This window comes from Klebsiella sp. 2680, from assembly GCF_900198535.1.
GTDB classification, from domain to species: domain Bacteria; phylum Pseudomonadota; class Gammaproteobacteria; order Enterobacterales; family Enterobacteriaceae; genus Klebsiella; species Klebsiella indica.
Map to the genome: position 1 here is coordinate 706,282 of NZ_FZNJ01000002.1, position 21,753 is coordinate 728,034.

The 21,753-nt window shown below is 55.6% G+C and carries 18 protein-coding genes and 1 pseudogene; 8 read left to right on the forward strand and 11 right to left on the reverse strand.

What is annotated here, in order from left to right:
- Positions 1-14 precede the first annotated feature (14 nt).
- Both FN037_RS10755 and FN037_RS10760 read left to right on the forward strand, forming a co-directional pair.
- The gene (locus tag FN037_RS10755) at positions 15-920 is read left to right on the forward strand and encodes a fimbrial protein (protein WP_138361720.1); all 906 of its coding nucleotides are present in this window, start codon (positions 15-17) and stop codon (positions 918-920) included.
- 28 nt (positions 921-948) lie between these two features.
- Positions 949-2,436 carry an EAL domain-containing protein gene (locus FN037_RS10760; RefSeq protein WP_185929251.1) on the forward strand — a complete coding sequence of 496 codons (1,488 nt, stop codon included), beginning with the start codon at positions 949-951 and terminating at the stop codon, positions 2,434-2,436.
- Here the strand turns inward: FN037_RS10760 and FN037_RS10765 are convergent.
- From FN037_RS10765 to FN037_RS10780, 4 genes are all read right to left on the reverse strand, one after another.
- Positions 2,397-2,735 carry a DUF1869 domain-containing protein gene (locus tag FN037_RS10765; RefSeq protein ID WP_138361719.1) on the reverse strand — a complete coding sequence of 113 codons (339 nt, stop codon included), beginning with the start codon at positions 2,733-2,735 and terminating at the stop codon, positions 2,397-2,399. The two genes, FN037_RS10760 and FN037_RS10765, sit on opposite strands and share 40 nt — an antisense overlap.
- An 8-nt stretch (positions 2,736-2,743) precedes the next feature.
- Entirely contained in the window at positions 2,744-3,076 is a 333-nt protein-coding gene (locus FN037_RS10770) for a DUF1971 domain-containing protein (protein ID WP_138361718.1), read from the reverse strand.
- Between the two features lie 418 nt (positions 3,077-3,494).
- Positions 3,495-5,420 (reverse strand): putative bifunctional diguanylate cyclase/phosphodiesterase, encoded by a 1,926-nt coding sequence (locus tag FN037_RS10775; RefSeq protein ID WP_138361717.1) that lies wholly within the window; start codon positions 5,418-5,420, stop codon positions 3,495-3,497.
- 10 nt (positions 5,421-5,430) lie between these two features.
- The gene (locus FN037_RS10780) at positions 5,431-5,928 is read right to left on the reverse strand and encodes a molybdopterin-dependent oxidoreductase (RefSeq protein ID WP_138361716.1); all 498 of its coding nucleotides are present in this window, start codon (positions 5,926-5,928) and stop codon (positions 5,431-5,433) included.
- Between the two features lie 300 nt (positions 5,929-6,228).
- Here FN037_RS10780 and shiA point away from each other — a divergent pair, with 300 nt between their 5' ends.
- Entirely contained in the window at positions 6,229-7,566 is a 1,338-nt protein-coding gene (shiA, locus tag FN037_RS10785) for a shikimate transporter (protein ID WP_142502198.1), read from the forward strand.
- 9 nt (positions 7,567-7,575) lie between these two features.
- On the forward strand, positions 7,576-8,307 hold the full coding sequence (locus FN037_RS10790; protein ID WP_142502199.1) for a lipoyl protein ligase domain-containing protein: 732 nt from the start codon (positions 7,576-7,578) through the stop codon (positions 8,305-8,307).
- Here FN037_RS10790 and FN037_RS10795 read toward each other — a convergent pair.
- Positions 8,300-9,217, reverse strand: a complete 918-nt coding sequence (locus tag FN037_RS10795; protein ID WP_142502200.1) for a LysR family transcriptional regulator — start codon at positions 9,215-9,217, stop codon at positions 8,300-8,302. The genes FN037_RS10790 and FN037_RS10795 overlap by 8 nt on opposite strands.
- 114 nt (positions 9,218-9,331) lie before the next feature.
- Between FN037_RS10795 and FN037_RS10800 the strand changes: the two genes are divergently transcribed.
- A complete protein-coding gene (locus tag FN037_RS10800; RefSeq protein ID WP_142502201.1) occupies positions 9,332-9,721 on the forward strand; it encodes a tautomerase family protein in 390 nt (129 codons plus the stop codon).
- Positions 9,722-10,073: 352 nt separating this feature from the next.
- Positions 10,074-11,183: an adenosylhomocysteinase gene (locus FN037_RS10805; RefSeq protein WP_142502202.1), complete on the forward strand. Its 1,110-nt coding sequence runs from the start codon at positions 10,074-10,076 to the stop codon at positions 11,181-11,183.
- Positions 11,184-11,262: 79 nt separating this feature from the next.
- Here FN037_RS10805 and cobS read toward each other — a convergent pair whose 3' ends face one another.
- From cobS to dacD, 5 genes and pseudogenes are all read right to left on the reverse strand, one after another.
- Positions 11,263-12,003 carry an adenosylcobinamide-GDP ribazoletransferase gene (gene cobS, locus FN037_RS10810; protein WP_142502203.1) on the reverse strand — a complete coding sequence of 247 codons (741 nt, stop codon included), beginning with the start codon at positions 12,001-12,003 and terminating at the stop codon, positions 11,263-11,265.
- A 101-nt stretch (positions 12,004-12,104) separates the two neighbouring features.
- Positions 12,105-12,281, reverse strand: a pseudogene (locus FN037_RS10815) (bifunctional adenosylcobinamide kinase/adenosylcobinamide-phosphate guanylyltransferase); the annotation flags it as partial.
- A 192-nt stretch (positions 12,282-12,473) separates the two neighbouring features.
- On the reverse strand, positions 12,474-12,809 hold the full coding sequence (locus FN037_RS10820) for a DUF496 family protein (protein ID WP_142502204.1): 336 nt from the start codon (positions 12,807-12,809) through the stop codon (positions 12,474-12,476).
- Positions 12,810-13,056: 247 nt separating this feature from the next.
- Complete coding sequence (locus FN037_RS10825) at positions 13,057-14,115, reverse strand: FUSC family protein (protein ID WP_138361707.1); 1,059 nt, start codon at positions 14,113-14,115, stop codon at positions 13,057-13,059.
- A 218-nt stretch (positions 14,116-14,333) separates the two neighbouring features.
- A complete protein-coding gene (dacD, locus tag FN037_RS10830) occupies positions 14,334-15,500 on the reverse strand; it encodes a serine-type D-Ala-D-Ala carboxypeptidase DacD (RefSeq protein ID WP_185929252.1) in 1,167 nt (388 codons plus the stop codon).
- A gap of 180 nt (positions 15,501-15,680) precedes the next feature.
- On the opposite strand from dacD, the gene sbcB reads away from it, so the two are divergent.
- Positions 15,681-17,105, forward strand: a complete 1,425-nt coding sequence (gene sbcB / locus FN037_RS10835; RefSeq protein WP_142502206.1) for an exodeoxyribonuclease I — start codon at positions 15,681-15,683, stop codon at positions 17,103-17,105.
- Between the two features lie 1,986 nt (positions 17,106-19,091).
- Here the strand turns inward: sbcB and fusA are convergent.
- Entirely contained in the window at positions 19,092-21,194 is a 2,103-nt protein-coding gene (fusA, locus tag FN037_RS10840) for an elongation factor G (protein WP_142502207.1), read from the reverse strand.
- Positions 21,195-21,431: 237 nt separating this feature from the next.
- Between fusA and FN037_RS10845 the strand changes: the two genes are divergently transcribed.
- A complete protein-coding gene (locus FN037_RS10845) occupies positions 21,432-21,743 on the forward strand; it encodes a helix-turn-helix transcriptional regulator (RefSeq protein ID WP_138361703.1) in 312 nt (103 codons plus the stop codon).
- Positions 21,744-21,753 lie beyond the last annotated feature (10 nt).

The following is a 21,753-nucleotide window of genomic DNA, read 5'->3' on the forward strand; positions in this document are numbered from 1 at the left end:
AGGAGAAATATGTTATGAAAAAGATAATAACTCTGCTGATTACGCTGTTGCTGGGTGGCTGGTCGCTTAGCGCCTGGTCTTTCGCCTGTAAAACCGCCACTGGCGTGACGATCCCCATAGGAGGGGGCACAGCAAACGTTTACGTTAACCTCGCACCAGCAGTCAGCGCCGGACAAAACCTTGTCGTGGATCTCTCGACGCAAATTTTTTGCCATAACGACTATCCGGATACCATAACCGACTATGTGACGTTGCAACGCGGCTCAGCCTACGGCGGTGTGCTATCAAATTTTTCCGGCACAGTTAAATACAACGGTGTCAGCTACCCATTTCCGACCACCAGCGAAACGGCGAGAATAACGTATGATTCCCTCACGGATAAACCGTGGCCAACCATTCTTTATCTGACTCCCGTCAGCACCGCGGGCGGCGTGGCGATCTCTGCTGGTTCATTAATTGCCATATTGATCTTGCGTCAGACCAACAACAAGGATAGCGACGACTTTCAGTTTGTCTGGAACATTTATGCTAATAACGATGTGGTTGTGCCCACCGGAGGCTGTGACGTCTCTGCCCGCGATGTAACGGTAACGCTGCCGGACTATCCTGGCTCAACGGCAATCCCGCTGACGGTTTACTGTGCTCAAAGCCAGAAGCTGGGCTATTACCTCACCGGCACCACAGCAGACGCCGCCAGCACTATCTTTACCAATACCGCGTCGGCCTCGCCCGCCCAGGGAATTGGCGTTCAACTGACGCGCAGCGGCAGCGTCGTTCCCACCAACAGCATGGTGTCGTTAGGTACCGTGGGCAGCTCGGCGGTCAGTCTGGGTTTAACCGCGAACTACGCGCGGACCAGCGGGCAGGTTACGGCAGGTAACGTGCAGTCGATTATCGGGGTGACCTTTGTTTACGAGTAACCCTTCTGCCCCCGACCGCAGCCCGCCAGTGGACTACATTCTGTCACCCTGCGCGCTGGTCGCCGAAGGCGTAGCGCGAATAATAGAGGAAGGGGGAACGCCAGCCATCGTGCTGCCAACTGAAGCCCCCACACTCTTCACCTGCCCGCGTCGCATGGTGGTATTTCTGCCCGACGCCCCTGACCTGATGCTCGCTACCCTGAAACAGGCTGTCACATTGCTGGAACAATCCGCAACGCCGTTACCGGTGCTGTTCCTCAGCCGCAGCCCGACAAGTTGGCTATGGCACACGCTGTTGCATCAGATTACGGACTGCCACCGGCTTTCCGCCGTGCGTGCCGTCGCCTCCGATCTGCCGCTCCCTTACCTTTCAGCATTACTGCGGGATGCCCTCTTTGAGGGATATCCATCGCTTGAACAACTGTCAGGCGAAGAGACGCGAATAGGCGGAAAGCGCCCTGCCGGGCTTACCCGGCCTGAGCTGAACGCCATCCTCGGGTTGTTCAACGGATACAGCGCCTTCGAACAGGCAAAACGCCGCGGTATCAGCCATAAAACGCTCTACAATCAAAGAACCGCAGGACTGAAAAAAATGGTGCAACATCACCCTCACATGCGCCCCCGTTTTCCCGGCAGCCAGATAAGAGAACAGAAAAACGCGGCGTTTCCCGCCCTTTCCGCTTTCGAACGCGAATTTGTCCACGCCATTCACAGTCGACACGTTTTCCCGGTCTTTCAGCCCATTACCAGTCAACACCTGCGGCTTCAGGGAATGGAAATCCTCTGTCGCTGGGCGCGCAACGGCGACGTTCTGCTTCCCGGTGATTTTTTACCGCGGATACATTCCGGGTATGCATGGCTGGTACTGACCGCGTTTATGCTCCAGCAGGCGGTACAGCATATCAACCGCTATCCTGGCGAGTTTTATTTCTCGGTGAATATTGCCGCCGCTATCGCCGGTCATGAGAACCTGCTCCCCATGATGGAAACCGCGCGCAAACAGATCCATCAGCCGCGAATGGCAGACAGGCTGGTACTGGAGCTGGCCGAAACCACCGACCTCAACCGTCATAGCAAAGCCAGTGAAAATATTGTCCGGTTACACAAGCACGGTTTCCGTATTATGCTCGATGACTGCTTCTCGCAAAGCAGCGTTCTGTTTCCGGTACGCACATGCAGGTTTAGCGCCTACAAGCTGGATATGAGCATCGTGAATGATATGCAGCGCGATCCCCATGCCCTCGCGCTGATTAAGAGCCTGCTTTACTATTGCCAGTTGACCGGCAGCGACTGTATTGCTGAAGGCGTGGACAGCCTGGATAAATTCAATAAACTGAAAGCGCTGGGGATCGCGCATTTTCAGGGATTTTATCTCTCTATGCCCGTGGGCACAGAGGCGATAGCCGGGCTTATACAAAAACTCTCGCCCGGGGTTAATAATCAGTCCAGCGCCGTGATAAACAGTGCGGCACACGATTACCAGCCGCAGACGTTGGTCTCTTCATCAGACTCATAGCCACGAACAATATTAATAAGGTCTTTTACCGCATCAGCCGCCGTTTGCGGTTCCTGAAGCGCGGCCAGGGTAGCAAACTCGCTATCCACCGATACGCCATTATTATTATTCGTGACCGTCAATATAAATCCTTTTTCTTTGGCGTTGTCCGCTGACAGCGTGGAAATAAGCGCTGTCACAGCCTCCACGGCAACATCGGGAATATAAAGCGCCATTGGCTTAAGATACACTTTCTCTTTTTTATCGTTATTATTACAGTTAATAACCGCTAATGAATAACCTCTATTTTCACTGTCCATAATATCCCTCAACCCTCAATCAAAATTGAGGGGTCGACATAAAAATCCACATTAAAAACGGTATCTTCCGTTAACGCCTCAATGCAGTGCCATGTCTCCGGCGGGAAAACGCCAAATTCACCTTCTGCAATCGTCAGGGTGTCCACCGGATCCGGGCTGGTCTCATCAGCATAGCCAAGATAACGTATCGCCCCCCTCATCACCGACAGGCGCGGGTAGACCCCCTGCCGCGTACCGGCATCCAGATGCCGCTTCCAGATTGACGCCGGAGCCGTCTTTGTCGTCCACAGCGGGGTAGTACGTGTATGGACATAGTGGGTTGGAATAATGATTCGCTGCATGATTCTGCCTCTCTCTGCGCACCATCAATACAATCGGAACAAGAATATATGTTGCATATCATATACCCTTTTTAATCCAGAAAGGTATTATTTTTTGGTAAACGTCAATTCTACTCCTGTTTATACCCTAAATTATTCGAGTTGCAGGAAGGCGGCGACGCAGTGAATTCCCGGGAGCGTACTCCAGTACGTGACTGGGGTGAACGAGGAAAGCCTACGCACATGCAACTTGAAGTATGACGGGTATATACTCCATAAGTGTTATATCCGACATACTTTATATTGCATATATATTGACAACGCTCGCACACCGCAGCGAGCATAGCTATCTCTGCTGCCGGGGAATAATTTTATTAATAACAAAAATAATTTTTTTCGCTTTCTGACATATCAGAATCGACTAAAAAGATGAGGCCTATTATTTATTTTCAGACCCGATCAGCGGCTCCGGTTTGCCAATTAAATATCCCTGAACCAAATCGCAGCCTAATACCTGCAATGATTTCAACTGTTCTTCCGTTTCGACGCCCTCAGCCACAATACGCATATGCAGGCTCTTGCCCATACTGATGATCAAACGAACAATATCGAGGTCATCTTTCTGACCCGGGATATTCACGACAAATGAACGATCGATTTTTATCTTATCAAAGGGAAAATAGCTTAAACGTGACAGCGACGAATACCCGGTACCAAAATCATCAATCGAAATTTGCACTCCGAGCGCACGCAGTTGGCTAAGGATCTCCAGCGAACTGGTATTTTCGTTAAACACGTCTGACTCGGTAACCTCCAGATCGAGACGATGCGGATCGAGCCCGGTGCTTTTCAGTATTGAGATAACGGAATCGGTCAGCGAATGGTCAATCATCTGAACAGGTGAAACATTAACCGAAACCTTTAACCGCGATGGCCAACGGGCAGCCGCTTCACAGGCGGTTTTCAGCACCCACTCTCCCAGCGAATTAATCAGGCCGATTTTCTCCGCCACCGGAATAAATTCCGTCGGTGCAACAGTGCCACGCACGGGATGAAACCAGCGAACCAGGGCCTCATAACCGTAAATTTCGCCATTACGCGCATCGGCAATCGGCTGGTAGTAAACCCTGAACTCATCTTTAGCAAGCGCATGTAGCAGATCATCCTCAAAGGATTTATTCTCCTGGAGACGCTCAAGCATACCGGGGCGAAATATCTGCACGTTAGCGGCGCTCTCCTTCTTCGCCTCATACAGCGCCAGATCGGCGCACTTGTACAAATAATCAGTACGACACTCTCCAGTGGAAATCACAATCCCGATGCAGGCATCAATATGGATGAATGAATCGTAAATCTGATACGGCTGGCCGATCTTTTCGCGAATAACGTTCGCCCGTTCCAGGGCCATCTCTTCGCTCAAATCATATGAAATCAGCGCAAACTCATCTCCTCCCAGCCGATAAAGCATCTCAGGCGTTTTGCGGAAAAACGAGAGACGGCGCGCTAGATCCTGCAGCAGTTTATCCCCGGCATCATGACCATGGGTGTCGTTAACGTCCTTGAAATTATCCAGATCGAACAGCATCACCACCGCCGACCCCTTATCGAGCCGCGCCTGGTTGACAATTTCCTGCAAACGCTGCCAGAAAGAGAGTCGGTTGGGCATACCGGTCAACGAATCGTGATAGGCATCGTACTGCAGTCGACGGTTCTGTACCTGTAACGTCTCTTTCGACGCCTGAAGATCGTCCGCCAGCAACTTCATCCGCACATGGGCCCTGCGCAGACTGTTATTTTGCCTTAACATCAATACGCCAAGGGTAATGCTAAGAACAATCAACAGAACAGAAATAACCGAATAGATGTAATACAGATTCTGTATTTTATCATGGGTCAGATTAATCGTATTAATGTCATGAGTCAGCGATATTGATGCCATCGAGGTCATCGGCCCGTCGAGGGTGCTCATCTCCTGCAGAATCGCTTTTAACTGCCCGGGATCCATCGTTTCCAGTTGTTTATCCAGTTTGTTCAGGAGACGAATTAAACTGGCAACCGTCGCCTTACGCTGGGCATCTTTAGCAATAAACTTCCCCAGATCGCCCTGCTGAAGCAGCGGAATCTGGCTCATCATGATCTCAAGGCGCAGGCGTACCTCATCGTGGTTGCTGCCCTCAATCCCCAGTCCCATCGCACTTAGCCGCGCTTCAAGACGCATATACTCTGAGACTATCTGGGAAACGGACCACGAATCCGTATAACGGGTCAATTTTTGCAACTCACTTTGCCGCTCATGTACCAGATAAGTAATGTAACCAGTAACAATAAAAAGTGACAAAATAATAACAGTGAGTATTCGATTCAAGATCAAACCCTTACTCAATGATAATCTTCGAAACCTGCCATACCGATCGGGAATAATAAATCTGATTCTGCAATTCCGGGCTGCTGTCATACGGATAAACAATAAATAAAGGCCCTTTATCGCGAATGCGCATATATTCACCGTTCATTTTTAACGCCAAAACAACCGGGAATTTATAAAAATCGTCCAGCGGGATGACTGAGATATAATCATTAAGCGCCACCACCCTGGCTGACTTGCCTTTAGCGCCAACTAACTTCATGAGTTTATTGAGGGAAATACCATCAAAACGAACCTTTCCTGAATACCATGGCGTGGTTGTCACGACCGTTTCCATACCCAGTTTTTCTAATGTCGCCACGTCAAAAATGGCAGTATCACCCTGATTCGTATTCTCAATCTTGCCGGAAATAGTTAAAACGGTTTTACCTGCGGGCACAGGCAGTTTTTCTGCAAATGCGGGAGGCAAAACCATGGCACAAAATAAAACCGCAAAAATTAACCGCATTTAACTCACCATTCCGAAACTGGAGACGCGTTAATTGTAAACCATTTAAGTCATTTGTTAAAAGGCGTCCCTCCCCGATTCAAAAATTAAAATTAAAACAATAAGAGAACGCCGATACTCGCCTGCGCGCGAACCGGCAGACCGTTATCCCGCGCAGTCAGGCAGGGGCCAGATCTCGTTATACGCGCAGAACAGGTAAAAATCTTTTCTCTTGCCCTTCGGCGAGGTAGTCTCACTGCAGCCCTGAATCAGGAAAAAATCTCATTCCAATAATTAAACTCAGCAACAGACAGGACAGCTATGGACTCAACGCTTATTTCTAATCGCCCCGGCAAGGAGGCATATTCACTTAATCGCGCCCGCAGGGCGGCCTGGGGCAGCTTCGCCGGGGCTGTCGTCGACTGGTACGATTTTCTTCTCTATGGCATCACCGCCGCGCTGGTATTTAACCGGGAGTTTTTTCCGCAGATCGGCCCGGCGATGGGTACCCTTGCCGCCTTTGCTACCTTTGGCGTTGGTTTCCTCTTCCGCCCGCTGGGGGGCATTATCTTCGGCCATTTCGGCGATCGCCTCGGGCGTAAACGCATGCTGATGATGACCGTCTGGATGATGGGGATCGCCACCGCCTGCATCGGTCTGCTGCCCTCATTCAGCCAGATTGGCTGGTGGGCCCCGGTTCTGCTGGTTCTGCTGCGCGCCGTACAGGGATTTGCGGTCGGTGGTGAATGGGGCGGCGCGGCGCTGATGGCGGTTGAAAGCGCCCCCAAAAATAAGAAAGCATTCTACAGCAGCGGCGTACAAGTGGGATACGGCGTCGGGTTACTGCTCTCCACCGGCCTGGTGTCGCTGATAAGCGCCAGCACCACTAACGAACAATTTCTGAGCTGGGGCTGGCGTCTGCCGTTCTTGTTCAGCGTCGTGCTGGTACTGGTGGCGGTGTGGATCCGCAACGGTATGGCGGAATCCGCTGAGTTCGAACAGCAACTGCGCGAACAGCAGCGGCATCCGCAGAAAAAACGCCTGCCGGTGGTGGACGCGCTACGTCGCCATCCCGGCGCGTTTGTATTGATTATCGCCCTGCGCCTGTGCGAACTGCTGACGATGTATATCGTCACGGCTTTCGCCCTCAACTACTCCACGCAGAATCTCGGCCTGCCGCGGGAACTGTTCCTCAATATCGGCCTGTTAGTCGGCGCCATAAGCTGCCTCACTATCCCCTGCTTCGCCTGGCTGGCCGACCGCTTCGGCCGACGCCGCGTCTACATTACCGGCGCATTGATCGGCGCGCTCAGCGGCTTCCCGTTCTTTATGGCCCTTGAAAGCCAGTCATACTTCTGGATCCTGTTCTTCGCGCTGATGCTGGCGAATATCGCTCACGATATGGTGGTTTGCGTCCAGCAGCCAATGTTCACCGAAATGTTTGGCGCCAGCTATCGCTATAGCGGCGCCGGAGTAGGATATCAGGTCGCCAGCGTCGTCGGGGGCGGATTTACGCCATTTATCGCCGCCGCGCTGGTCACCCTTTCCGGGGGCGCCTGGCACAGCGTCGCGATCTATTTAACTGCGGGCTGTCTGCTCTCGGCCTTCACCGCAATGCTGATGAAAAAAAGCCGCCACGGCGATATAGACGCAGTTTAAGGAGACAGGATGACTCAGCTTCCCTGCTGGCCGACGCGTTTTGATCACCATTCGTTATCGGTGCAATATTGCGCCGATCCAACGCTGGCTGAGCAACCGCTGCTCGACCGGGCGCTCGCCGGTGACGCTGTCGCTCAGCTCTGGCAGGCCCCGCAGGGGTTTGTGGTGCCCGGAAGCTACCGCAAATTTGCGGCGCTTTCGACGGTGAGCGAGCAGTTTTCCCGTCGGGGATGGCCGATCTGGCTGCGCCGTTCCGGCGGCGGACTGGTGCCGCAGGGACCGGGGATTATCAATCTCAGCCTGGCATGGCCGCTTTATCAGCCGCTGGGAGAAGCCGCAGAGCCGGTTTATCTTTTCCTCTGCGCGCTGCTCCAGCGTACGCTGGCAAGTTTCGGCGTCGCCAGTCATTTCCAGGCAGTCAGCGGTTCATTTTGCGATGGCCGCTATAATCTGGCCTGCGGCGAAGGCGAGCATGCGCGGAAAATCGCCGGTACCGCTCAGTACTGGCGGCCAATGCCGGGCGGTAAAGGGCATGTGGTTCTCGCCCATGCGGTGATATTACTCGACGCCGATCTCCAGGCGGCCCATCTGGCGGCCAACGCTTTTGAGGCCCGGCTCGGCAGCGGCCGGATCTACCGTGCCGATAAAACCGTAACGCTGGCTGAGCTGGCGCCTGCGGCACCCGCGTTACTTCCTCGCTTTCGCGAGGCGCTGGTGCAACAGTTGCAAAATATCAGCTGAAGGTCGCCTTCAGATAGCGGCTAAAGGTCTCTACCGCCCGCGATACGCGCGGCGCATAGGGGCGAATGACGTAAAGATTTTCGGCAAAGACATCCACCGGTCGCCAGTCCGGCAGCAGTTCCTGCACCAGCCCACGGCCAATCGCCTCCCTGGCGCTGAAATCCGGCAGCAGCGCAATCCCCACCCCCGCCAGTACCGCATCCCGCAGGGATTCGCTATTGTTGGTGGCAAACGGCCCCTGCACCTTCACGCTCACCCGCTCATCGCCGCGTTCAAAGGTCCAGTGCGGGCTTTGCGGCCCGCGCGGATAGGTCAGGCAGTGATGCTGCCGCAATGCCTCAGGCGAGTCCGGGCGGCCAAAGCGGCGAATATAATCCGCCGATGCGACAACCAGCGTCGCCGTCCGGCACAGCGGCCAGGCGACATGCGTTTCCGGCAGCAGTTCACGGCGACAGTGCCGAATGGCGAGGTCAAACCCTTCGCTGGCCAGCGAGATCAGACGGTCAGTGACCTCCAGCTGGAGATGAAGCTGCGGGTGCTGATGCAGAAAGGGCGTGATCGCCGGGACCAGTTGCTGGCGCGAAAATGCTACCGGCGCAGTCAGGCGTAGCGTCCCGCGCAGCGGCCCGCCCTCTTCATCGCAGGTGCCGGTAAAGATCTCACGAATTTGCCCAAAAGGCTCATTAAGCTCCGCCACCAGCCGCAGGCCATCATCGCTGAGGGTGACGCTGCGGGTCGTGCGGTGCACCAGCGTTTTACCGGTCACCCGTTCCAGCTCGCTAATTTTCTGACTAATGGCCGATTTGCTGACCGCCAGCTTTTCTGCGGCGCGGGTATAGCTTTTCTGCTCCTCCAGTACCGTAAGCCAGTACAGATGAGTCCAGTATATTTCAGGACGAATGTCGCTCATATGGATTGTTCACACAGGAAAACAATGAATTCAAATATAGCGGTTTTTACCCGCGTCAGCATTGGTTAGCATCACTTTCAAGAATTATTAACCCGACAATAAGGCGCATCTGCTATGCCATTACTGACATTTGATATCATTGAAGGCCGTACCGAAAGCGAAATCAAAACCCTGCTTGATGCGGCGCACCGGGCTGTCGTGCAGGCATTCAACGTGCCGGCGCGCGATCGCTACCAGATTGTTCACGAAAATAAAGCTCACCATATGATCATTGAAGATACCGGTCTGGGGCTGACGCGGAGTAAAAACATGGTTGTGGTGAGGGTCTATACCAGCCCACGCAGCGAACAGCAGAAGCAGACTTTTTATGCCACGCTGCAGGCCGAGCTTCAGGAACACTGCGGGATAAGCGGCGAGGACCTGATGATTTCGGTGATAAGCAACCACAAGGGCGACTGGAGTTTTGCCCACGGCGTTGCACAGTACATCACCGGCGAGCTTTAGGCGGTTTCGTCACTGCGCGCTGGCGTAGCGCCGCCCGGCGATCGCGGAACAATGCACTTTGTCAGCCGTCTGACGGGCACGATGTGCCCTGAGGCTGATGACAAACCTGTATCAGACATTCTTCCCGCGCTTACGCCGGATGGCGGTTAACGCCTTATCCGGCCTGCCCCCCCTTCGGCATTCGGCGACGCAGGCCCGCGCCAGTAGCGCCGCGCGCAATTCCTGAAAAATCACCTTGCCAGCCATCTGAATTCACTCGGTGAATATAATAATTCGCCCGCCTGCCACTCCAGGCTAAACTCACCCTCTTCCACCGGGATTTCCCCACTCTCTGGACTGAAGGTTAAACACATTGAATTACAAAACACACTTAGAAAAAGAAGTGGCATGGGCCTGTCAGAACATGCCGCGCACTCTGCGGCAGGTCGCTGCGCTTCCCGATCTCAGTCAGGTTCGTCTGGCCTGCTGTATGCACCTTGACATGAAAATGATCCCGCTGGTGCAAGGCATTCTGGCAAAGGGAGCCCGGGTTTTCCTCACCACCTGCAACCCAACGACGGTGCAGGATGAGGTGGTTGCCTGGCTGGTGGAACGCGGCGCAGAAGCCTGCGCATGGCGCAATATGAGCGACGCCGACTGGCGACAATCCTGGGAAAAAGCGATTGCCTGGCAACCAACGCACCTGTGTGAAATGGGCGCGGATATTACCACCCTGCTACATCAGCGCGGAGAGTTCGGTAACGTCGTGGCCGGGCTTGAAGCGACCGGCTCCGGCGTCAGTCGCCTGGGCGATATCCGTCCTGGCTATCCCATTTTTAACTGGGATGATTTGCCGGTTAAAGAAGGGCTCCATAACCGTCATATGGTCGGTCTGACCGCCTGGCACACCTTCTTCCAGACGACCCACCTGACCCTGCACGAGAAAAAAGTGCTGGTCATCGGCTATGGTCTGGTCGGCCAGGGCGTCGCGGCGGCGGCTAAAGCCTTCGGCGGTCAGGTGATGGTGGCGGAAATCGACCCGGCGCGGCGATTACAGGCGGCCTACGATGGCTGGCATGTCATTGAACTACAGCAGGCGATTGCCCTGGCGGATGTCGTCGCCACCGCGACCGGCGGCAAAAAAGTGGTTAATCGCGAGGCGCTGGATAAAACTAAAGATGGGGTCTTTATCCTCAACGTGGGTCACGTGGCGGAGGAGATTGACTGCGGGTATCTGCATCAGTTCAGTCATACCGAGGTGATGCCGTATATTAACGCCTACCGGATGGACAATAAAACCCTGTATCTGATGGCTAACGGTTCGATGCTCAACCTGACAGCCGGTTTTGGCGATAGCCTGAACGCTTTCGATGTCACCCTGGCGGTGATGGCCAGCGGCATTCAGCATATCGTTACCGATGGGATGAACGCGCCAGCGGACGTTTATCTGCTGCCGCAGCGCGTATGGCAAAACGCGCTGTAAGCGTACGCCCGGACAATGCCCCGGAAGCGGCACCTGACACACCGCATCCGGGCGCGTCTGATACTCTCTCCTGCCGCGCCTACAGCAGGGCCAGCAGAAATATCACTTCGCCCAGTTCAATCGCCGCGCCCAGGGTGTCGCCGGTTTGCCCTCCCAGGGTGCGCTTCAGCGCCATGCCCAGTCCCCATACCAGCGCCAGCGTGATCATTGCCGCCCGCAGACCGCTGACCCCAAGCAGCAGCGTCGCCAGTACCACAGCCATCCCCAGGGCGATCAGCGTCTGACGCAGCGTAATTTTGCCGATAAACAGATTACCCAGTCCCTCTTCCCGGGCATAACGCTGACGATACATCAGCGCCACCACCATGCCGCGCCCCACGCCGCAGGCGGCCGCCAGCGCAAAAACCGCCGATGTACCACGCAGGGACACTTCGGCGATCGCCAGCACTTTCGCGACCAGTACAAAGATCAGCGCCAGGCCGCCGTGGGTACCTAATCGGCTATCGCGCATAATTTCCAGCATCCGTTCACGACGACGGGCAGAGAAAATGCCATCGCAGGTGTCCGCCAGGCCATCAAGATGGAAGCCGCCGGTCAGCAGCGCCAGCGTCAGCACGCCAAGCAGCGCGGCAAGCGGTCCGCCGCACCACGGCTGGAGCAGCATCGCCACTGCGCCGCTGATGGCCCCCAGCAGCAAGCCGACAAAGGGAAAAGTGACGATACTGCGCTGATATTGTTCGATCTCCAGCCCCTGGGATAAACGTGCCGGCACCGGTAATCGGCTGATAAACGATAATGCGACAAAAAAAGACTTAATCATTGAAAGAGGACCCCCGTCGATAAATTCCACGGTCAGCGGTTATTTATCACCGACCACAATCTGCGTTATCCGCGTTGCGGTTACGCGGAAAAATCTGCGCTGCGCTCTTCCAGACGCCAGTGGGCCAGACGGGTATCACGATGGTGCTGAATGCGGGCGGCGATTTGGTTATCGGAAATCCAGGACGTCGCGATATAGATCGCCGAGACAAAAGAATTGAGTAAAGATTCGGCATCACGGCGTTGGCCGCTACGCGCACCGCCGGTAATCAGTATCATCGCGGCGGGACCTGTTGCAGGAACAGCATAAGATAAACCCTTCCGATATCAATATGTTTACGGCGGGAGTATACCAAATTCCGGCGAAAAGGTTCAGCGCTTGAGGGCGGCTTTTGCCCGGGAGTGAAGAGAGGATGCCGCAGTGAAGGACGGGATTCCGGCAGCGAAAGCCGCCGGAGCGCTAATAACGGATTACTCGCCAGATTTCTCTTCTGCTTTGGCTTCCCCCATCGCTTTCAGTTTTTTAGAGATGTCGCGACGTTCTTTGGAGATTTCAGCATTTTTGATGATGTAATCATCAACGCGATCTTCATAATCGCTCTTCATGCTGGCAATAATGCCCTGAATAGCTTCAACGCTCATGCCGGGCTTGATGTAGTCACTGAGGTTGTCCAGCAGCAGGACACGTTTTTGGTTATCACGGATCTTTTTCTCAACGTCCTGAATTTCACGCTGCAGTTTGTTCTTACGACGGTACAGACGAACAAACTCCAGTACGTCCTGAAAAGAAGGCTTAGTTGTTTCCATTTTTATACCCCTGATATTTGAGATTCGGATTCGTTAAAGCGGCTACCCTATAGGGCTAACATAACTGTTCGCAGCCGCTGATGACAATATTTTTTCCCTTGCGTTTATCATAACCCTAAATGCGGCTGAATCGAAGCAAGCGACAGGACAAATCACACACATCAGACAACCGACAACGTGTCATTTCGCGGCAATGGCAGCACAACGCACGTTGTCAGTAACCTGATATCTCTCTGATATCTCGTCTTTATTTACGCAATGCCCGACAAATCAAATGCGACAGCAGTTCGAGCTGACGCGCCAGCTCTATGGTTAACCAGACATAGCCGTGGATTGGCGTTTCGGAGAAATTCTCATCCTGCTGCTCTTTAATCAACTGGCGCAGTTCAGCCACAATTTCATTCAGTTTTTCGTTGTTGGCGAGAATCGGCTGCGGGTTCCCTTCATACAGCGCGTGGGCAATGGTGAGCAACGTTTGCTGAGTCATTTGCTGGGTTTCGCGCAGCGTATGCGCATTAAGCATGACAAAATGGCCGGGACGAGAGGCCCAGTAAGCATTGATTTGCAATTCCAGCATGCATACCAGATTACGGCTGACGGTCTGAATCGCCTCGAAGATAGCTTTCTGAATGTGCGTTTCTTTACTGGCCGGGGTGATCAGACCGCGCATTTTCACCACATCATTGAGCACCTTTTGCAGGTGCTTTTCCAGCCGCGGGCGCTCAACAAGGTTTGGCGAAAATCCTGCCTGATACAGCCGGTTGAAAGCGGTGACGTAGCTGGCCATCTGGATGCGCCAGTGCAAAAACGCCCGCTGCGGCCAGATACCGGTAAACAGCATCGCCAGCAGAGAGCCAAAGATAACGTCGCCGCTTCGCCACAGCGCGGTGGTCATATCTCCCGGCGGCGCGCCCACCACCACCGCCAGGGTAATGCCAATCAGCAGCGCCTGGTAGGGCTTTTTGCCAAGGGCCAGCCAACCGCAGAGGAACATCGCCGCCGCGCACCATAGCAGCATGGCGGGCAGCGCGATAAGCTCCAGCTTCAGCGCCACCAGCCCGAGGGCCGAGCCGAGGATCGTGCCGCCAATACGCTGAAACGCACGCGGTACCACGTTACCCCAGAAAGAGATTGGCCCCATCACCACCACCAGAGTGATGAGAGGCCAGGTCCCTTCCGGTATGTTCAGCAGGCGCACCAGCATAAAGGTGAGCACAAAGGCCAGTGCTATTCGCACGCCATGAACGATGCGGTAATGGCGATACAGCCGAATTTCAAATGGCTTAAGTGATTTATCCGTGCGCACAACCCACTCCGACACAACGAAAAAGCCAATTGTAACCGCTTTTTCACCGCAGGCATCACGCGAATGTAAGAAACCTTGTCGACAGAAGGGATAAATCTCTGCTTCACTGAATGCCGGACTGCGACAACCTTATGTAACCCAATGATAGCATTGACGGTCATCCCATAGCGCGCCGGGCGAAATACGAGATGCCGCCCCGGAACGGAGCGGCAGGAGAGTTACAGCTTCTGATGCAGATAATCGCTGAAGCGTGAGAACACACTGCCCTTGCCAACGCTTTCCAGCGTCACCAGCGGCCAGTGGGCCACCTCTTTATCCCCATCGTAGAGCGAGATTTCGCCGACCCGCTGATGAGCGGCAATCGGCGCTTCCAGCTCTTTTTTATCCAGCACATATTTCGCTTTGATGCGCGGCACCTCCGACTTTGGCAACGCCAGCCAGAAGTCCTGATCGGTCCCCAGCTTAATCTGCTCTTTATCGCCATACCAGATGCGCTCAACGCCGACCTGTTTACCGTTTTGCAGCACCTGCACCGTGTCGAAGTTTTGCTGGCCCCAGTGCAACAGTTTCGCCGCCTGCTGTTCACGCCCTTTTGCGCTGTCGGCACCCATGACTACCGCTATCAGCCGACGATGACCGTCCACCGCCGAAGCGATCAGATTAAATCCGGCCCCGGAGGTATGGCCGGTTTTCAGGCCATCGACGTTCATGGTTTTGTCCCACAGCAGCCCGTTGCGGTTCTGCTGAGTGATACCGTTCCACGTCAGGCTCTTCTGGCTGTACATATGGTACACCTCAGGTTCGCCGTGAATGATCGCCCGGGAAAGCACGGCCAGATCGTAGGCCGAGCTGTGCTGCCCCGGCGCATCCAGGCCGTGGACGGTTTCGAAATGGGTATCCTTCAGATGCAGTTTTTCCACGTAGTGATTCATTAGCGCGACAAACTGCGGCTGACCGCCCGCAACATAGTCCGCCAGCGCCACACAGGCGTCATTGCCGGAATCAACGATCAGCCCACGGCTTAAATCACGCACGCTGACCCGATCGCCCGGTTTAAGGAACATCAGCGAGGAGCCGTTAAATACCGGGTTACCTTGCGCCCAGGCATCTTTTCCTACGGTGACAATGTCATCAAACGTGATGCGGTGGCTATCGATGGCGCGATCCACCACGTAGCCGGTCATCAGTTTGGTCAGGCTGGCAGGATTGCGCTGTTGGTGCTCGTTACCGGCGGTCAGCACCTGACCGGTCGTATAATCCATCAGCACCCAGGACGCGGCCTGAATGGCGGGTGGCGCCAGGTTGACGGGAAAATCATTGGCGGCAAATGCGCAAGAAACGCTCGTAGCGAGCAAAGATACAGCAATAAACAAACGGCCTTTCAACAGCATATCCTCTAAATTGATAGATTCGCCGTCCTTTTTACGGAACTTCTCGTTTTATATCAGGGATTAATTGCAAGAAAATATGACACCGCAGACGCGCGGCAAAGCCGATGCCCTTCTGATGGCCCGGTAAATCGTTTACCATGATGGCTGCTTGCCACCAGGAATAACGAACAGATTATGCAAGATAGCGCCAACCAGCCCGGATTTTTGTTCCACGATTACGAAACCTTCGGCACCCACCCTGCACTAGACCGCCCGGCGCAGTTTGCTGCCATCCGCACCGATGAAGATCTCACTATCATCGGCGAACCAGAAGTCTTCTACTGTAAGCCTGCCGACGATTATCTGCCGCAGCCGCAGGCGGTGATGGTGACCGGGATTACTCCGCAGGAGGCCCTTGCCAAAGGCGACAACGAAGCCGCCTTTGCCCGCCGCATTCACGATCTGTTCACGGTGCCGAAAACCTGCGTTGTCGGCTACAACAACGTGCGCTTCGACGACGAAGTGACGCGTAATATTTTCTATCGTAATTTTTACGATCCTTACGCCTGGAGCTGGCAGCACGACAACTCGCGTTGGGATCTGCTGGACGTGATGCGCGCCTGCTATGCGCTGCGCCCGGAAGGGATTAACTGGCCGGAAAATGAAGAGGGCTTACCGAGCTTCCGTCTGGAGCATCTGACTGTCGCTAACGGCATTGAGCACAGTAACGCCCACGACGCCATGGCGGACGTTTACGCCACTATCGCGATGGCGAAACTGGTCAAAACCCGGCAGCCGCGTCTGTTTGACTATCTGTACGCCCATCGCAACAAACGTAAGCTGGCGACGCTGATTGACGTGCCGCAAATCAAACCGCTGGTGCATGTTTCCGGCATGTTCGGCGCAGCGCGCGGCAATACCAGCCTGGTGGCCCCGCTGGCGTGGCACCCGGATAACCGTAACGCGGTGATTATGGTCGATCTGGCGGGGGATATTGCGCCGCTGCTGGATCTGGACGCCGATACGTTGCGTGAACGGCTGTATACGCCAAAAAGCGATCTGGGCGAACTGGCGGCGGTGCCGATTAAGCTGGTGCACCTCAATAAATGCCCGGTGCTGGCGCAGCAAAATACCCTGCGTCCACAGGATGCCGATCGGTTAGGCATCAATATTCAGCGCTGCCTGGATAACGCGCGGCAGCTGCGGGCCAATCCGCAGGTACGCGAGAAAGTGGTGGCGATTTTTGCCGAAGCCGAGCCTTTTGTGCCATCTGCTAACGTCGATGCGCAGTTATATAACGGCTTTTTCAGCGATGCCGATCGTGCGGCGATGAAAATCGTGCTTGAGACCGAGCCGCGTAATCTGCCGGCGCTGGATATTACCTTCGCCGATGCGCGCATTGAGCGACTGCTGTTCAACTATCGCGCGCGTAATTTCCCCGGCACTCTTGATGAAGCCGAGCAGCAGCGCTGGTTAGAACATCGCCGGGAGGTGTTTACACCGGAATTTCTACAGGCCTATGCCGATGAGCTGCAACTGCTGTATCAGCAGCACGCGGACGATAAAGAGAAGCTGGCGCAACTGAAGGCGCTGTGGCAGTACGCGCAGGATATTGTTTAATTTGCGGCTCCGGGCCTGGATTTATGGGGTTACAGGTCACGCCAGCCGCCACCTGACAGGAATGCGGGCGCAATATCTCATGCAGATTTGGCATCACGCTTAAACCTGCTTCACATTCCGGTTCAGAGGGTTGTTCCGTTCACCGTCAGTACGAGGATATTCGTTATCTCCGCAGCCGGTGAACGGCATGGGGGCGTTTCGCTCGCCCCCATGACCCCCGGCATTGCGCTGAAAACCTGCCGCTTCGCGGTCCGCTCCACTCCGGCTTCATCTGGCGGACCGGGCGCGACTCGACGGCCCTGTCTCGACACGCCCTCTGGCCGCCGTCCTGGCGGCCAGTCCTGGATGCGCGCCTGCGTTCCCGCCAGGTTTCCCTGATGCGCCCAACCCCCCGGCGGTGAGCCCGCAGGAAACCTGCAACTGCCTGACCGCTGAAGGTGATAAAAAACCGGGGAAATACCTGCCACATCTGAAAGACCGACAGCGACGAATATGCTGCTGAAACCACAAAACTCTCAGCGATGCCCTGGTGCCCGCTGAAACCGGCGAGCCGGAGACCCGAAGACAAGGGCTGGACGCCAGGGATGGCGGCCAGAGGCGAATCGAGACAGGCCGTCGAGTTGAGCCGACCGCAGGCTGAGGGTCGGGAGGTGAGCGCAGTGCGCAGCACCGGTTTCTTTGCGGGACCGCGGGGATTGTAAAGGGGGAGACGGTTTTCTCCCCCTTTACCCGTTCACGGGCGACGGTCATCCATTTTCTGCGGGATTACGGTGAACGGAACCGGTGGCGCAGGGCCTGTATTTATGGTTTTCCAGGTCAGGTAAGGCGTCAGCCGCCACCCGGCAAAAATACGGGCATGGTAGCGAAAACTCGCCCGTCCCCCCCCGGTGGCGCTGCGCTTACCGGGGCTACGGGTTCTCAGCCGCCTGAAGTGAGTAGGCCGGGTAAGGCGCTAGCCGCCACCCGGCAAAAATGCGGACGCAATATCTCATGCAGATTCGGCATCACGCTCAAACCTGCTTCACATTCTGGTTCAGCGGGCTGTTCCGTTCACCGTCAGTACGAAGATATATGTTATCTCCACAGCCGGTGAACGGCATGGGGGCGTTTCGCTCGCCCCCATGACCCCCGGCATTGCGCTGGAAACCTGCCGCTGCGCGGTGCGCTCCACTCCGGCTTCATCTGGCGGACCGGGCGCGACTCGTGATTACTCGTCCCATCCCTGGGACTCGCCCTTTCAGGGCCAGCGCAAGCGCTGTTCAAAATTGCTCCGGGCAATTTTGTCCTGTCACGACTCAGCCTCTGGCCGCCGTCCTGGCCGCCAGTCCTGGATGCGCGCCTGCGTTCCCGCCAGGTTTCCCTGATGCGCCCAACCCCCCTGCGGTGAGCCCGCAGTAAACCTGCAACTGCCTGACCGCTGAAGGTAATAAAACACAGGTTTTCTATTTTCTATTAAGCAGCGACGAATACCCTGCTGAAAGCACAAAACTCGCAGCGATGCCCTGGTGCCCGCTGAAACCGGCGAACCGGAGACCCGAAGACAAGGGCTGGACGCCAGGGATGGCGGCCAGAGGCGAATCGAGACAGGCCGTCGAGTTGAGCCGACCGCAGGCTGAGGGCCGGGAGGTGAGCGCAGTGCGCAGCACCGGTTTCTTTGCGGGACCGCGGGGATTGTAAAGGGGGAGACGGTTTTCTCCCCCTTTACCCGTTCACGGGCGACGGTAGTTCATTTTCTGCGGGATTACGGTGAACGGAACCGGTGGCGCAGGGCTTATATTTATGGGGTTTGTAGGTCAGTGTAGGTCAGGTAAAACACCATCCGCCACCTGACAAAAATACGGGCATGGTAGCTAAAACCGGCCTCTCATCCCCCGGTGGCGCTGCGCTTACCGGGGCTACGGGTCCTCAGCCATCTGAAAGACGGGAGCCCGGTATTCATGAATTTCCAGGTCAGGTAAGGCGCCAGCCGCCACCCGGGAACGTTATTTAGCCTTTCGCCCGACTGGCGATAATCGCCTCCGCCACGTTACGCGGCGCTTCCGCATAATGATGGAATTCCATGCTATAGGTCGCCCGCCCCTGGGACATCGAACGCAGAGTGGTGGAATAGCCAAACATCTCGGCCAGCGGCACGTCGGCGCGGATAATCTGGCTACCGAAACGCGCCTCCATCCCCTGTACCATCCCCCGGCGGGAAGAGAGATCGCCCATGATATTCCCGGCGTACTCTTCCGGCGTTTCCACTTCCACATGCATCACCGGCTCAAGGATCACCGGGTCAGCTCTGCGCGCCCCCTCCTTGAAACCGAATATCGCCGCCATGCGAAAAGCCATTTCCGAAGAGTCGACCTCATGATACGAGCCAAAGGTCAGGGTCGCTTTGATATCCACCACCGGGTACCCCGCCAGCACGCCGCTGCCCATCGCTTCGCGCAGCCCTTTTTCCACGGAAGGAATGTACTCGCGCGGCACCACGCCGCCTTTCGTGGCATCTTCAAACACAAAGCCGCTCCCCGGCGCCAGCGGTTCAAGGGTCAGTACCACGTGACCATACTGCCCTTTCCCGCCGGACTGGCGAACAAACTTGCCTTCCACCTCTTTGACCGTTTTGCGGATCGTTTCGCGATAGGTCACCTGCGGACGGCCAATATTCGCGTCAACGGCAAACTCACGTTTCATCCGGTCAACGATAATCTCCAGATGCAACTCGCCCATCCCGGAAATAATCGTCTGACCGGACTCCTCGTCCGTGTGCAGACGAAACGACGGATCTTCCGCCGCCAGTCGTTGCAGGGCGATGCCCATTTTCTCCTGATCGGCTTTGGTCTTCGGTTCAATCGCCAGCGAAATCACCGGTTCCGGAAACGCCATCCGCTCCAGCGTGATGATCGCATCCGGGTCGCACAGCGTATCGCCGGTGGTGACATCCTTCAGGCCGACACAGGCGGCAATATCCCCGGCGTGCAGTTCATCCACCTCATGGCGATCGTTGGCCTGCATCAGCACGATCCTGCCGATGCGCTCTTTCTTCTCTTTCACCGGGTTCCACACCGCATCGCCTTTTTTCAGCGTACCGGAATAGACGCGGATAAAGGTCAGTTGCCCGACATAGGGGTCGGTCATCAGTTTAAAGGCCAGCGCCGAGAACGGTTCGTCATCGCCAGGATGACGTTCGGCGGGCCGCCCTTTCTCATCCACGCCCTGAATCGCCGGAATATCCAGCGGCGACGGCATCAGCTCAACCACCGCATCAAGCATCCGCTGTACGCCCTTATTTTTAAACGCGCTGCCGCACAGTACCCCCTGGATTTCGCCCTTCACGGTACGCTGACGCAGCCCGGCAACGATTTCCGCCTCGCTCAAATCGCCGGTTTCCAGATACTTATCCATCAGTTCATCGCTGACTTCCGCGGCGGCGGAAACCATTTTTTCCCGCCACTGCCGGGCGGTATCCAGAAGCTCATCGGGCACCGGAACATAGCTGAAGGTCATCCCCTGGGTGGCGTCATCCCACAAAATGGCGCGCATCGTGATCAGATCCACCACGCCGGTGAAGTGATCTTCCGCGCCTACCGGAATAACAATCGGCACCGGATTCGCTTTCAGGCGATCTTTCATCATCTGCACCACGCGGAAAAAATCCGCGCCGGGACGGTCCATCTTGTTAACAAAGGCCAGCCGCGGGACGTGATATTTATTCGCCTGCCGCCAGACGGTTTCCGATTGCGGCTGTACGCCGCCGACGGAGTCGTAAACCATTACCGCGCCGTCGAGTACCCGCATGGAACGCTCCACTTCAATAGTGAAATCCACGTGCCCGGGAGTGTCGATAATATTAATGCGATGCGGCGCGAAGCGGCGGTCCATGCCGGGCCAGAAACAGCTTACCGCCGCGGAAGTAATGGTGATCCCACGCTCCTGCTCCTGCGCCATCCAGTCGGTGATTGCCGCGCCATCGTGTACTTCCCCCAGCTTGTGGCTCATCCCGGTGTAAAACAGGATACGCTCGGTGGTGGTGGTTTTACCGGCATCGATATGCGCGGAGATACCGATGTTGCGATAACGTTCGAGGGGGATGGGTCGGGGCATGATGCGTCCTTAGTCATTTTGACTGTCAGTTAGCGGCCGGATACGCCGCGATTTATTCAACCGCATCTATCATAGTACAATTGTACGAGTATATTCGAACTATTTTTGCTATCGTAACTATCGGTAAAGCTGCGACGACGCCCGTGGCGTTAGAACCGCAGTTTGAGTATATTACCGGTCAGCCGCCGATACGGGCCGCCGCTTGCAGAGCGGCGCAACCGCCGACACAGGAATATTATGATCGCCAATCACCCCGAACCTGAACAAATTCGCCTCGAAAATGTCCTTTTCGCCCTCGGTAATCCGCTCCGTCTGGAGATTATTCGCATCCTTGCCGACGGCAGCGAGCAGAGCTGTAACGCTCTGCGTCATGAGGATGTGGCCAAATCGACCATGACCCACCACTGGCGCGTACTGCGCGACAGCGGCGTGATCTGGCAACGGCCTCAGGGGCGGGAAAACTTGATTTCGCTGCGCCGGGAAGATTTAAACGCGCGTTTTCCCGGCCTGCTGGATACGCTGCTCAGGGTGATGCAGCAAGAAGAATAAACCGCTGGCG